Consider the following 15,080-nt stretch of genomic DNA (forward strand, 5'->3'; position numbering starts at 1 on the left):
AGTTACTCTCCTAGAAAATTGATTAACTTTTCTTTTTCCATGTCACATTCATGGAATAGATCTTCAATAATTGTTTTTACAGGTTTAATTTCTTTGACCATTCCGGCAACTTGTCCTGCCATTAATGATCCGCTCTGCGTGTCACCTTCCAACACTGCTTTTCTTAAAGAACCCAGTGTATAGGTTTCCAGTTCTTCCATAGAAGCCCCTTCTTTTTCACGCTTGATGTATTCTTTCGCCATTCTGTTTTTAATAATTCTGACAGGTGTACCACTGATTCTTCCGGTTACTGTCGTGTCAGTATCTTTTGCTTTTACAATTGCGTTTTTATAATTTTCGTGAACCGGACATTCTTCACTTGCCAGTAAACAAGTCCCTACCTGTACACCGGATGCTCCCAATGCATAAGCCGCTAACAGTTGTTTTCCTGAAGCGATTCCTCCGGCGGCAATAACCGGAATAGACACTGCTTCTACGACTTGCGGTACTAATGCCATGGTTGTCAGTTCTCCGATATGTCCTCCGGCTTCTGTTCCTTCTACGATGACAGCATCGGCTCCGCTTCTTTCCAAACGTTTCGCTAAGGCTACGGATGGAACTACCGGCATTACAAGGATTCCTGCTTCTTTCCATGCTTTCATATATTTCGATGGATTTCCGGCTCCTGTTGTCACCACTTTAATCCCTTCATCAATGACTAATTGTGCCATTTCATCGACATAAGGATTCATCATCATTAAATTAACCCCAAAAGGCTGATCTGTCAGTTGTTTACATTTTTCGATGTTTTCTTTTAGAATTTCTGTTGTCATTCCTCCGGCACCAATTAATCCTAACGCACCTGCATTAGAAACACTGGCTGCAAATTCACCGGTCGCAATATTTGCCATTCCTCCTTGGATAAGGGGATACTTAACCTTTAATAATTCATTGATTTTCATTGTTTTCTCCTTTTACCATTCAAATAGTGTTGCGCCCCAAGTGAGTCCTGAACCAAATCCAACACAAATAATTTTTTGATTTTCTTTTAATAATCCCTGTTCATTCATTTCTGACAATGCCATGGGGATACTGGCCGCTGAAGTGTTTCCGTATTCCTGTAAATTCATAAAGAACTTACCGGGATCTGCTTTTAATTTTTTATAGACATGTGAAATTATGCGATAATTTGCTTGATGACACACCACATAATCGATTTCATCAAGCGTCAACCCACTTTGACTAAGTAAGTTCTGGATAGATTTATTAATCGCATCAACGGCAAATTTAAAGACTTCACGCCCATCCATATAAAGATAACCTTCTGATATATTGTTGAAAGTTCTTCCTTTGCAGTAAAGGGCTTCTTCATTTCCGGTTGAATTATTATAGCTGTAGAATAGGTGTTCATCACTTCCTTCTACAACAGCTGCCCCGGCACCATCACCAAATAAGATACAGGTTCCGCGATCCTGCCAATCAATCAGCTTGGAAATAACTTCACTGCCGATAATAATGGCATATTCATCTTTTTGAAGCATTCCTTTTATAATGTTTAAGCTATAAACAAAACCACTGCACGCTGCATTAATGTCAAATGCCATGATTTCCTGATCATTTAAACCCAACTTCTTTTGAACTATACACGCTGTTGAGGGGGTATAATCATCAGGAGTAAAGGTTGCGACGAGAATATATTTGATCTTTGCGGTATCGATCTTTCCTTTTTCAATCGCATCTTTAGCGGCTAAATAGGCAAGTTCCGATGTATTTTGATCAACAGAAATATGACGATTAGCAATCCCGGTTCTGCTTTTGATCCATTCATCACTGGTGTCTACCACTTTTGCTAGGTCATCATTTGAGACTACTTTGCTGGGTGCATAATGTCCAGTCGATAAGATTTTGATTCCTTTCATACTATTTCTCCACTTCATATTTATATTTGATATCATTCACAAATCCACTTAATTTAGAAAGCAGATCAATCAAATGATCCTCTTTCATCAATTCCGGAGAATCACATACTTGAGATACCATTTCTTCTTGAAACGCATTATGCAAAGCAAAAATATCTTTTCCTTTGGTGGTTAAATACACATGTTTATAACGTCGGTCATAATGATCTTCTTTACGAATCACATAAAGTTTCTTTTCTAATTTCTTTACTGAAGTCGTAATTGTTCCATTCGTTAAACACAAGCGTTCTGCAATTGAACTCATCGTTGGATTTTCATCCTTTGCAATAGCGTTAATAATATTAATTTCGGACATTGATAAGTCTTTGACTCCGGCTCCTTTGAAGTACTGATGTTCAACGGAGATAGCGTCACTTAATAGATTTGACAATAATTCACTGATGATCTCTTTTTGTACGATCTTGCGATTATTCTTCAAATCCATTGCCGATCTCCCTAAACTTATGATAGCGTTCATCTAATATTTGTGTTTTTCTTTTCTTTGTCAATTCTTTTAGTTCTGATTCAAGATATTGCTTAATCTGTAAGAATACTAATTCTTTATTATTTTGAATTCCACCCACAGGTTCCTTGATAATGGCATCCACAATATGAAGATCATAGAGATCTTTGGCGGTAATTTTCATTAGTTCACTTGCTTCTTTCGCTTTTGAACTATCCTTATAAAGAATAGAAGCAAAGCCTTCCGGTGACAATACAGAATAGACTGCGTTTTCCAACATAACAATGCGATTCGCTACACTTAAAGCTAAAGCTCCGCCGCTGCCTCCTTCACCGATAACAATTGAAATGATGGGAACAGAAAGCATCGACATTTCCATAATTGATCTGGCAATCGCTTCACCTTGTCCATGCTTTTCCGCTTTAATTCCCGGATAAGCACCCGGTGTATCAATAAAGGTAATAATCGGACGATTAAATTTTTCAGCCTGTTTCATTAAACGCAAGGCTTTACGATAGCCTTCCGGACTAGCCATTCCAAAGTTGCACTGTACATTTTCTTCCACGCTTTTTCCTTTTACCGTTCCGATGACTGTCACAGGCATATCATTAAACATGGCAATTCCTCCATAAACAGAAGCATCATCACGATATAAGCGATCTCCATGTATCTCAATGAAGTCATCAAAGATATCTTGAATATATTCTTTGACATTAGGACGTCCGATATGACGTGCCAAATAAACACGATCATAGGCACTCATTGCCCCATAAGCTTCATCTAATATCTTTTGTTTGGATTTGAGCAATTCGCTCCTTGTTCCATCAATATCAATTCCCTGTTTTTTAAGATCTTCCAGCTTTAGAAGTTCTAATTCAATTTCTTTAATCTTTATCTCTGCTTGTTGTAATGACATTTATCTTCCTCCCAAGGTATGCATCTTTAACAGCTTCGCCAAAGTCTGACGCATCTCTTTTCTTTCTACGACCATATCGATAAATCCCTGTTTAAGCATAAATTCAGATCTTTGGAATCCTTCCGGAAGCTTTTGGTTAATCGTTTGTTCAATGACACGAGGACCGGCAAAGCCAATCAGTGCATTAGGTTCCGCAATAATAATATCCCCTAAAGAAGCAAAAGAAGCAGTTACCCCTCCTGTCGTTGGATGCGTAATATAAGAAATATACAGTAATCCTTCTTTTTGATGTTTTGCGATTGCTTGAGAAGTTTTAGCCATCTGCATTAAAGAAATAATACCTTCTTGCATTCTGGCACCTCCCGATGCACAAAAGATCACCAGCGGTAATTTCTTTTTCGTCGCATATTCTGTGGCACGGGTAATCTTTTCTCCCACTACATTTCCCATGCTTGCCATTAAAAAGCGACTGTCCATAACCGCAATGACAGCCGGCATCTTGTCAATTTTGCCTACTCCGGTAATGACCGCTTCATTTAATCCTGTTTTTACTTGCAAATCCTTGATCTTTTTTTCATAGTTTGGGAACCCAATCGGGTTTGTAAATTTCATTTTCCCATTTAACTCTCTGAAACTTCCTTTATCTACTAAAAATTTTAATCTTCTTTGAGCAGATATCTTTAAATGTTCGTGACAGTGCGGGCATACATAAAATTGTTCCTTTAACTCTTGTCTAAGCAATGTTTCTTGGCAATTTGTACACTTCACATAAATGCCTTCGGGAACATCTTTTTTTTCTGATTTAAAGTTTTTATTTCTAAAAGCTTTAAATATATTTAATTTCTCTTTTCGTTCTTTAAATAGTTCTTCCATTATCTCACCATTTCATCTAAGTTATTTTCAATAAAACTTGTGGTAAAGTTACCTTTTATATATTCAGGGTGATGTAAGATTAAATATTGTAATTCCTGTGTTGTTTCCACACCGTTAATTACAAGTTCTTCCAAGACTCTTCGCATTCTGCGGATTGCTTCTAAACGATTGTTTCCATGAACAATGACTTTTGCGACCATCGAATCATAGTGCGATGTCACACGATAGCCTTGATACAGAGCGGTATCGATACGTACACCTAACCCACCCGGAATATGCACACTATCTACAATTCCCGGACATGGTCTGAAATCATGCTTAAAATCTTCCGCATTGATACGGCATTCAATCGCATGTCCATTTAATTTAATTTCATTTTGTTTAAACGACAAAGGTTGGTTTGAAGCAATACGGATCTGTTCTCTGATTAAATCGATGCCGGTAATCATTTCCGTTACCGGATGTTCTACTTGAATACGTGTATTCATTTCAATAAAGTAGTAGTTTCCTTTATTGTCTAAAACAAATTCAATTGTTCCGGCATTGGCATAATTCGCTGCTTTTGCTGCTTTTACAGCATCTGCTCCCATCTTTTCTCTTAACAAAGGTGTCAGTGCTTTTGATGGTGCTTCCTCAATCATTTTCTGGTTTCTTCTTTGGATAGAGCAGTCTCTTTCTCCTAAGTGAACAACATTTCCGAAATTATCTGCTAATATTTGAAATTCGATATGCTTTGGATCAACGATCAGTTTTTCAATATACATTTCATCATCATTGAAACATGCTTTGGCTTCTGCTTTGGCAGTTTCAAAGGCTTGGATAATTTCTTCTTTTGTGAATGCCTTACGCATTCCGCGTCCTCCGCCTCCGGCAGCAGCTTTAATCAGAACCGGATAACCGATTTCATCTGCACAAGCGACTGCTTCATCCGCATTTTTAATGCTTCCTTTACTTCCAGGAACAACCGGAACACCAGCACTGATCATTAACTTTCTGGCTGCGGACTTATTCCCCATCATGTCAATAACATCACCGCTTGGACCGATAAATGTCATCCCGCACTCTTCTACTAATCGTGCAAAAGTCGCATTTTCAGATAAGAAACCAAAGCCCGGATGAACTGCATCACACCCTAATGCAGTAGCTGCCATTAAGATATTCTTCATATTTAGATAACTGTCCATTGCTTTAGGACCACCCACACATACTGCTTCATCTGATAATTGAACATGCAGAGAGGTTTCATCTGCTGTTGAATACACAGCGACTGTCTCAATTCCCAATTCATGGCAGGTACGTATGATACGAACTGCGATTTCTCCTCTATTTGCGATTAAAATTTTCTTAAACATATTTTCACCTATCCTTGGATGCTCATTAATACTTGATCAAATTCTACTAAGTCCTCATCTTTAACTAAAATACTTGTCACTGTCCCACTGATGGGGGCTTTAATTTCATTCATCACTTTCATTGCTTCAATAATGCAAAGTGTATCTCCGGCATTAACTTGACTGCCTACTTCTACAAATGCTTTTGCTTCCGGTGAGTTTTTAGAATAGAAGACACCAACTAACGGTGCTTTAACCAATTCTCCGCCAACACTTTCTTCTTGAACAGCAACTGCAGGTGTAGGTGCTGCTGCGGGTGTTGAAACCGGCATTGAAGGCATCGCCATGACAGGAGCCTGTGCTGCCACTCTATTTACCTCTTCTTTTTCCAATTTAATCTTTATATCATCAAATTCAACATCCATTTTATGAATATCAGAATCAGAAAACTTATCCATTAATTCCTTAATAATATCTAATTTCATCATAATCTCCTTTGTGTTTTGAACTTCAAACTATTATTTTAAAAAAAAGTTTACTCGAAAGAGTAAACATTATTTATTTGTTTCAATGTAATCTACGATATTTTTAACTGTTTGCATTTGTGTAGATACATCATCAGGGATCTCAATATCAAATTCTTCTTCGATCGCCATGATTAATTCTACAGCGTCTAATGAATCTGCTTCTAAATCATCCTTTAAATTTGCTTCTAATGTAACTGCATCTGCATCGCAGCTTAGTGAATCCACAATAATTTCTTTTACTTTATCAAATACCATAAGTTTATTCCTCCTCGTTAGTAACAAAAGCATTATAGATGATTTGAAGTTAAAAGTAAATAGTTTGAAGTTCAAAAAGTTATTTTTTTTAATTTTATTTTTCGTCAATTTATTTCATTTATCAAATTAATATTAAATTATACTGATTATCAGAGGATAATTTATTTTTATAAAAACACTTGAAAACAAATAAAAGCTTACAAAAAGAAAGGGGTATCACTTTATTTTCTTCTTATTTAACTTAAATTTACTCTATTTTCTTTTAAAAATATCAAAGAATCCATGTCTAATAAGCAATGAATTTGTTTGATGTTTAGAGATGGTTTATTTTTACATTTCTCTCTTTTTCGATTATAATAGAGACTATGGAAAGCAGGGTGGTTATGAAAAAAGTATTTCAAAAACAGTTAGAAGAACTTGGATTTATTCGCTGCAATCATTGCGGTCATTTTGCCCCTGGGTACATAGATACTTACAATACCCAAAAAATATTCCTGGGATTTCCACTCTCAAAAGTAACGAAAGGGTTTGTTTTGCGATGTGATAATTGTCATCATGAAGAATTGATAAATCGTGATCAGGTACAGGATTATATTAAGCAGACAAAAGATATCGTGCCTTATAAGCAGCAATTAAAAATCTGGAAGCAAATATATACAGCACATAAGTATTTATCTACTGATGATGATCTTTCTAAAGATCTGGGGCCGTTCTTTGAAGCCGTAAAAAAAGAAGCATGGGCAAATATTCCTTTTGAAATCAGTGAAAAGGATTTTAATTATATTTTTAATGCATATCTTACAAACCTAACAAAATCAAGCAAAAAAGAAAAGTAACTCGCAAGTTACTTTTTTCTTTTATCTTATTCTATTAGTTTAACTGTTTCTTTTCTTTATTATAGAGATATTCATCTACTTCTTCATCTGTAACGGATTCAATAAAATCCAAGAAACTATTGAAATCATCTTCCGGTGAGAGTCCTGTCTTATAATGGTACGCTCTTTCCAACTTTTTCATAGTATCAATCTGAAGTCCGCTCAGCACATCCGTCATACGGCTTACCGGATAGCCACGTGCTGCCCAAGTATTTAATGTTTCACCCATCTCATCACAAAGATCCATCAATTCAAAGAACTTGTCTGCATTCCTTTCATAATGAGGATAGTGATCATATATAAACTTTTTGATTAAATTTTTATCTAATAAAAGGTTTGTTACCGTTTGAATGATATTTAAAAACTGATCTTCATAGAAATACGTATTAATCTCTCTCATTCGTTTTAATAATCGCTGCAAAGAATCATTCTTATAGTTCAATTCATAGGCCGCATAGTCCATGATTTCATCATAATTAAACTCATACTTAGGTAATGTCAATACATCAATATAGACATCAAGAAAATCAGCTACTTCTTCTACATCATGATATGTAAAAAGTGTGATAGGGATATTATCATAGGTAATTTCCAAAATTGCAATGCGATGTCTGAAATAATCTGAAGTCTTTATAATATTCTCAATTTGTTCATTAGTATAACTGCTTAAATAACGGTGAATGCAGTCATAAAATTCTTCTTTCTCTAAAATGCCATAAGCATTGCATAACCCGATACAGACTTGCTGAAGCTCTAATATTTTCTTTCCTTCTGCCGTATTCATTTTCTCTACAGCCTTTTTTATGGCATCATAAAATTCATCATAAATATAAATTTCATCTGTAAAATAAGAAAAACTAATTAAAAGTTTGCTCGATAATTCGATGATGAGGGTCTTATTTTCATCGGTTAATACTTTTTCCTTATTCTCTACAATCTTTTTTAACAGACTGATTTCTTGTGCAGATAAGGCATAGAACAAATGATCATTGATATTATAATAGGCAACGATTGTTTCCAACATTCTTTTTCTCGTAATTTTTTCATAGGGAAGTGGTTTATCAATGGTTGTTAAATAATAATCATATAAGTTCTCTTTATCAAAACGATTTGCCCAGGTATATAAAGATTTCATTGGTCTCACCTCTTTCTTTTATTTTATCATAGCTCGTACTATAGGTGTAGTATTTTATATGTAATCATGTCTTGGGTTAAATTATATTAACCCAACTTATAGCTAAAAACACCAAAGCTAAGTTCTTTGGTGTTTCATTATTTATTAAATCTGTTTTTCTTTATTTTTAGAGAAACCAAAATACATTGCCCCAGCCATTGATAAGAGTGCCAAATAAGTCCAAACAGCTGACATTCTGTCTGAAGTATCTACCGCATCATTCTCTGTTACTGTAGGCGTAATGATGATATCTGCTGCACCATCACTGTCAATGTTAACATCGGGTTTGTCGTCTCCATCAGTATCGATGTTGATATCGGGTTTGCCATCTCCATCGGTATCAATGTTGATATTTGGTTTTCCATCCCCATTCGTATCGATGTTGATATCGGGTTTGCCATCTCCATCGGTATCGATGTTGATATCAGGTTTTCCATCTCCATCGGTATCGATGTTGATATTTGGTTTGCCATCTCCATCGGTATCAATGTTGATATTTGGTTTTCCATCTCCATTCGTATCGATGTTGATATCTGGTTTTCCATCCCCATCGGTATCGACGTTAATATCCGGTTTCCCATCTCCATCAGTATCGATGTTGATATCTGGTTTGCCATCTCCATTCGTATCGATGTTGATATCGGGTTTTCCGTCCCCATCAGTATCGATATTAATATCTGGTTTTCCATCTCCATCGGTATCGATGTTGATATTTGGTTTGCCATCCCCATTCGTATCAATGTTGATATCAGCCTTATTATCACCATCTATATCAATATTAACATCCGGTTTGCCATCTCCATTGGTATCGATATTGATATCTGGCTTTCCATCACCGTTCGTATCAATATTGATGTTTGGATTAGCCGTATCATAGCCCGGATGAATAATGCCATTTGGATAAACATCTTGATTTGGTTTCCAGTTATCATCAACACCATCTTTATCTAAATCGATAGCTGGTCGATAATAATCGGTATCTCCTATGCCATCTCCATTGGTATCAATATTTGTGTCAGGTTTCCAAATACCATCTTTATTTCCACCTTGTCCACTTGGTTTCCATACGCCCGTATTATCTGTATCAATGTTGATATCGGGTTTGCCATCTCCATTTATATCGATATTGATATCGGGTTTGCCATCTCCATCAGTATCAATGTTAATGTCCGGTATTCCATCACCATCTACATCAATATTTACATCCGGTTTTTTACCTAAAACAACTTTTACATCATGATTTGAAGAAATCTGATTAAAATCAATATTTCCTGTTCCTGTGCTGCTGATAAGATCCGGTCTGCTTACTCCATCCACTATAATATCTCGGATTTCATAGCCATTTTCCGTCACTTCCCAATTAACATTATGGTTTGCACCATTTGTAACCGTTGTACTGTTTGAAATAGTTCCCGGCCCGCCAATAATTTCTGTCGTAATATCGAAATTGTGGGTATTGTCAGGCGGCGTTAAATCTTTTATTTCATCATTATTAGGTAACTCAGTTCGTTTAACAATTACTTCAACGTCTTTATTTTCATTGAGATTTTCTAATGTAATGGAGTTTCCGTTATATGGAACAGATGCACCATTAACTTTAACATCCGTTACTTCATATTTATTTGTATCAATATCCCAAGTCACTGTTGCAGATCCTGCATGACCCAAATCTGGATTTACATGGAATTTCCCTGTTCCTTCGATAGATCCAATCCCGCCGGTAATACTTCCGGTAACGTTAATCATTTGGTCTTCTTGAGGAAGATCATTGATATCATTAGCAAAATAAACTTCAATAATATGATCCTGCTTGATCGATTCAACGCTAACACGTGCTTTTGAATCAGTGGCTTCATTTACTTTAATATCGGATTCGTCTGCGTACAGTGCTCTTGCTGATCGATAGAATGTAGTTGGATATTCTAACTTACCATCAACAACGACCTTGGCAATCTTTGTCCCGTCTCCCGGCTGTCCGATGATTTGTTCATAATTTTGTTCACGGTAAAGTGTCTTTGATTCAGAAATTGTACCATTTCCATATTTAATCGTTTTAACGTGATACACATCCGGTTTTAAATAAACTTCTACTTTTTGATCTTGATCAATGTTTTCTAATTTGACTTTTTGATCATCTTGACTGATTTGCTGCCCATTAACCACAACTTTATCGATCACATAAGCCGCATATTCATCAGAAGTTTTATCTGTTGTTGTTTGGTATACTGGATTCCATTCAACATCATAACTGCTTCCTTTTTCTACGACACTGCCACCGGTGATACTTCCCGGTCCGCCAATCAATTCTGTTACAACTTTTATTGAATCTTTATCATATATTGATGGGAGACTTTCTCCGTCTTTTGTAAAGTAAACATCTACAACATGGTTAGCGGATATATTTTTGAAATCTATATTTCCCTGTTTTACCTGTTCATCATCTAGTTTTACCCCATCAACAAATACTTGATAAATACGATATCCATTTTGTGCTTTCCATGTTACGATTTCATCACTGCTCATTTCCACTACTTTACTTGGACTTGTCACCGTATTTTCCGGATGAACTGTATCTCCGCCATATTGATTAACCGTCAGTGTGTAATATCCTACTGTGCTGTTTCCACCAAGGCTTGGCAAACGATCAACCGTAATAATTACTTCATGATTTGCCGAAATACCTTTGAAATCAATGTTTTTAGTATCTAAGGAATATTCTTTTCCATCTACCTGAATAGAAGTAATATAATATTCACTGTCAATCTGCCATTCAACTTTGTGATCTTTGCCTTTTAAAACAGTCATTGTCGGAGTAATCGTAGTATTTCCTGTGCCTCCTACTACCTTTGTTTTAACAGTATAATAATCACCTGTATCCGGCTTATTTCCACTTTCTGAACTAAAGATGACATTAACTTCATGATGTGAAGCAATATCATTAAACGTAATGCTGTTTACTGATAATAAATCATCTCTCACAATACCATCGACAATAATTCTTGAAGCAATCTGTCCGGCATTTGGTGTCCATGTTACAGTATGACTGCTGTATTCTTTTACACTGCTTGATGGTGTGATGACACCGTTAACTGCTTCGGTATTGATGTTGAAATAACGATCATAATAAAGTTTCAATACAAGCTTTCCATCGCCGGTAATTGTACCGGAAGTGACATTCATAGAAATTTCAGAATTATACCAATATCCACTGATACCTAAAATATCACTATCAGCTATTGAAACTTCCGAATCTGTTGTTCCGGTTTTGTTTTGGGTTAACTCATCTAATCTTTGATATCCGTTTTCCCCTTTAACAAAATATTGAATCTTATATTGTGTATCCGTATTGGCAACCCAATGGGCAGTCAAAGTATGATCTGTCTTGCTATATACAGCATCACCTTCTGCTTTTTTATTGTCTGCTTCATCATACCAACCATCAAATGTATACCCTGATCTGCTTGGTGTATTTAAAGCTCCATACACAGTTTGGCTTGAAGCATAAGATTTATCATTGATCTGACTTCCGCCAGCGGAATCAAAATGTACAATGTATTTACTTGTGTCTTTCTGCCATACAGCATAAACGGTATAGTCTTCTGCCGGCATTATGGCAGAACCTAAATCTGTACCTTCCGCATCCTTTGCCCATCCTTTAAAGATATAACCTTCTCTTGTAGGCAAAGAAGTTCCTTGATAATTATTTCCTGCTTCATCTTTTAACGTTTCATTTTTTATGTTGTTTCCATAATTTACTGTTTTTTCTTTTAACTTTCCTAATGCCCCGCCATTAGCATCAAATTTTAATTTATAGCTGTTGATACTCCAATTTGCCTGCAATGTCAAATTACTGTTTGCTTTTTGATCAGTAACTAAAGCATTAGATAATGTCCAGTGACTAAAACTATATCCTGTTTTTGTTGGAAGATTATCTCCTGATAACAAGTGGTCAATGACTAAGCTTCCTTTAGGCACTTCAATTTGAACTTGATCTCCATCTGTGAAACTTCCGCCATTAGCAGTAAACGTCAAGGTCACTTTTTCTGTAGTATAGACAGGATGTAGTATTAGATCCTTTGAGACTACGGTTTCCGGTCCAACTAAATTTCCAGATTCATCTGCCCATCCGGCAAAATGTTCATTTGGATCAGCAGACGGCACTTCTTCTGGAAGCACCCCTAGCTTATCACCACTCAATACGTAATAATCCTCTTTGATATTACTATCAAAAGATACTTTGTAAGTGGTAAAAGTCTTTGTTGTGCTGTTTCCACATTCATCCCATGAAGTAATGATTAAATCATCTGCACTTAATGGAACTTGTATTGTTGTGCTGTGTACTTCTTTATCTAATGTCACAATATTTCCATCATTAATTTGATACTTGAGTACACCGCTACCTTGGTTTTCAATCAACGTAACACCATCACTGTCAATTCCCCAACCTTGATCGGTTAATGAAATTTCCGCTTTTGATTCCTGTCCCAATGCATTCGCTGTGATAATGGGTCCGGCTGTATCTTTATATGCCGTAACAAAGGTCTGATATGTACTTGATTCTGCTCCTGTATTATCTTTCACGATCAATTCAAAAATGTATTTACCTTGTTTTGAATCTTTATTGAAAGTATAGGATTTCAAGGCATCCGGACTGCTTATAAAATCAGGTGTATCTAAAACGACATTGTTGTCAGGATCATAAACTTTAAGTTTCCATCCTGTTACTGTTTTCCCATCTGCCGCTTTTGATTTATCACGTATTTTTAATTTGACGACATTCCCATTTTCTTTTAAATGCTGTAGATGTACAGTCAGAACTTGATTTGCCTTTTCCGCATCTTCTACAATAATAAAATCTGAAATAGGCTTGTCTTTTTCCTGTAAGATTTCGACAGGTGTATATTTTTCTTTATCGTTATATTTTTTTGCGATAAACTCAGCAATTTGATTAACGTAATCTGCATCCGTCGCATATAAACCATTATCTGGTCCAATCCCTGAACTTGACTCAGTTGGCTTACTCAATACATTACCGTCATCGGTATTACTGATATAAAAAATTTCATTTTGGTTTAAACGTTTGATTCCTTCCAAGTATGCTTCTTCTTCCTTTGGTACACTTGGATCATTGTTTGTTCCGGTTAAGTTAATGAAATATTTGTACTCTGCTTTTTCGGAATACTGAGTATTCTTCAAAGCATCAAAAGCATTGGCTTCATAAGTCATTTCCAAGTCTGAATATACAAATGAAGTAAGTTCACTACATCCGTGAGACTTATAGGCAATCATCGGTCCAAATCCATTATATCCAGAATTTGGTATAGACACACTTCCTCCAAATAATGTCTGTAATTCGGCAAATGTTCCGTCACTCTTATAATTACGCTGTTGGACTGTTAATTTATTAGATTGCAGATCGACATCAATTCTTGATTTTTTAGTTGTCGCATCCAAACTAAATGTCGTTTTACTGACAGCACTTCCATAAAGCGATGTAATAGATCCTGTATTAATCGTGGAAGCATCAATGTTATTTATTTTTAAAATATAAATTTCACCCGCAGTTTGTGAGGTAAAACGATAGAAAAGTAAATAGCCATTTAGTTTACCATTTGAAATGCCACTATTAATAAAGAAACCGGTACCTTCAAGCGTATGATTTCCAACTCCTTTTGCGTCAATATCAAAACTAAAAGTTCTTCGAGCATCACTTGGTGCTGGATAAATCATATAATCAATTAATGCTTGGGTTCCATAGCCTGCAAAGATCATCTTTGCTTTACCAGCTGCATCTTTTGAAGAGGCAATATGCTGTATAAAATATCGACACGTTGTTGGTGTTGCAGTTGCAAATTCTTTTTCGATTGTCGTCGGATTAGTTCCACTCGCATAAGTATTGTCTGCTGCACGATATGGCTGTTTACTACTATCTAACCCTAGCTTATTGTATTCACTTTGATTTAGATAATGATCATAAACATACCATCCTGCGGTATCAGTCGTATCAATTTTCATTGCCGATGAAATGATACGGAATGTCCCCGGCTCTAACCCTTGTTCAATTAATTTCTCTTCTAAATCTGATTTAAAATCCTGAAAAGTCCCGGGATAATCGGCCGGTACGTTAACCATAATATCAATAATCGGATCAGGATTATTAATAGCTTCATTAGCTTTTATAGGATTGCTGATAATTAAACTGCAGACCATAGAAAAAGCTAATATAGTACCGACTACCATCTTTTTCAGTCGGTTAGATTTAAACATATTTTCTCACACCTTTCTATTTATTATTAATATAAATTTCCCACACTTTTTTTCTCTAATAAACCTCACCTCTATGCATTAAATTTAAGATTATGTTTATTATTGATTGACAGTCAAAAAGTACACTATTTGATATTCCTAATTTTTTAACTGTTCTGTGTTTGTTTAATACAAAAACATACTAATTTAGTGTGATTTTTACCAATAAATTAATAATTGACTTTACTTATGTGGTGTGATTAAATATAGTTGGTTATTGGATAGTTAATAAGTTCACAAAGTGTACTATGTGAACGAGACTTATTTATTTCCTAAATTATGTTGTATAATATTATTTATTAAAAGCCAATTATTTATGTGCTTCTTCTAAAGTGTTAGATGATCATCTGACAAGAGAGCTGCTCCATTTATAATTGGCTTTTTATTTGCTGTAAATGAAGGTAATAAAAAAATCCAGCGGAG

General features: G+C 35.6%; 11 protein-coding genes. 1 reads left to right on the forward strand and 10 read right to left on the reverse strand.

The features are described from left to right. Nucleotides 1–2: 2 nt before the first annotated feature. The 8 genes from BN1225_RS13200 to acpP all read right to left on the reverse strand — a co-directional run bounded on the left by BN1225_RS13200 (nt 3) and on the right by acpP (nt 6,302). Nucleotides 3–941, reverse strand: coding sequence for a DUF561 domain-containing protein (locus BN1225_RS13200; RefSeq protein ID WP_041140246.1), 939 nt, complete (start codon nt 939–941; stop codon nt 3–5). Between the two features lie 12 nt (nt 942–953). Further along, entirely contained in the window at nt 954–1,898 is a 945-nt protein-coding gene (locus BN1225_RS13205; RefSeq protein WP_041140247.1) for a beta-ketoacyl-ACP synthase III, read from the reverse strand. A gap of 1 nt (nt 1,899) precedes the next feature. After that, nucleotides 1,900–2,382 (reverse strand): MarR family winged helix-turn-helix transcriptional regulator, encoded by a 483-nt coding sequence (locus tag BN1225_RS13210; protein ID WP_041140248.1) that lies wholly within the window; start codon nt 2,380–2,382, stop codon nt 1,900–1,902. Continuing rightward, entirely contained in the window at nt 2,366–3,316 is a 951-nt protein-coding gene (locus BN1225_RS13215; RefSeq protein ID WP_041140249.1) for an acetyl-CoA carboxylase carboxyltransferase subunit alpha, read from the reverse strand. Before BN1225_RS13215 ends, BN1225_RS13210 begins: the two co-directional genes overlap by 17 nt. Then, complete coding sequence (gene accD / locus BN1225_RS13220) at nt 3,317–4,189, reverse strand: acetyl-CoA carboxylase, carboxyltransferase subunit beta (protein ID WP_041140250.1); 873 nt, start codon at nt 4,187–4,189, stop codon at nt 3,317–3,319. Continuing rightward, a complete protein-coding gene (locus BN1225_RS13225; RefSeq protein WP_041140251.1) occupies nt 4,189–5,541 on the reverse strand; it encodes an acetyl-CoA carboxylase biotin carboxylase subunit in 1,353 nt (450 codons plus the stop codon). Before BN1225_RS13225 ends, accD begins: the two co-directional genes overlap by 1 nt. 8 nt (nt 5,542–5,549) lie before the next feature. Continuing rightward, nucleotides 5,550–6,005 carry an acetyl-CoA carboxylase biotin carboxyl carrier protein gene (gene accB, locus BN1225_RS13230; RefSeq protein WP_041140252.1) on the reverse strand — a complete coding sequence of 152 codons (456 nt, stop codon included), beginning with the start codon at nt 6,003–6,005 and terminating at the stop codon, nt 5,550–5,552. Nucleotides 6,006–6,074: 69 nt separating this feature from the next. Then, entirely contained in the window at nt 6,075–6,302 is a 228-nt protein-coding gene (gene acpP / locus BN1225_RS13235; RefSeq protein ID WP_041140253.1) for an acyl carrier protein, read from the reverse strand. A 383-nt stretch (nt 6,303–6,685) separates the two neighbouring features. Between acpP and BN1225_RS13240 the strand changes: the two genes are divergently transcribed. Beyond that, complete coding sequence (locus tag BN1225_RS13240) at nt 6,686–7,138, forward strand: hypothetical protein (RefSeq protein ID WP_041140254.1); 453 nt, start codon at nt 6,686–6,688, stop codon at nt 7,136–7,138. Nucleotides 7,139–7,172: 34 nt separating this feature from the next. Here the strand turns inward: BN1225_RS13240 and BN1225_RS13245 are convergent, their stop codons facing one another. Together BN1225_RS13245 and BN1225_RS15070 are read right to left on the reverse strand one after the other, a co-directional pair. Then, complete coding sequence (locus tag BN1225_RS13245) at nt 7,173–8,312, reverse strand: hypothetical protein (protein WP_041140255.1); 1,140 nt, start codon at nt 8,310–8,312, stop codon at nt 7,173–7,175. 144 nt (nt 8,313–8,456) lie between these two features. Next, a complete protein-coding gene (locus BN1225_RS15070; protein WP_041140256.1) occupies nt 8,457–14,618 on the reverse strand; it encodes an InlB B-repeat-containing protein in 6,162 nt (2,053 codons plus the stop codon). Nucleotides 14,619–15,080: the final 462 nt, after the last annotated feature.

The organism is Beduini massiliensis (assembly GCF_000829905.1).
Lineage (GTDB): Bacteria > Bacillota_I > Bacilli_A > Erysipelotrichales > Coprobacillaceae > Beduini > Beduini massiliensis.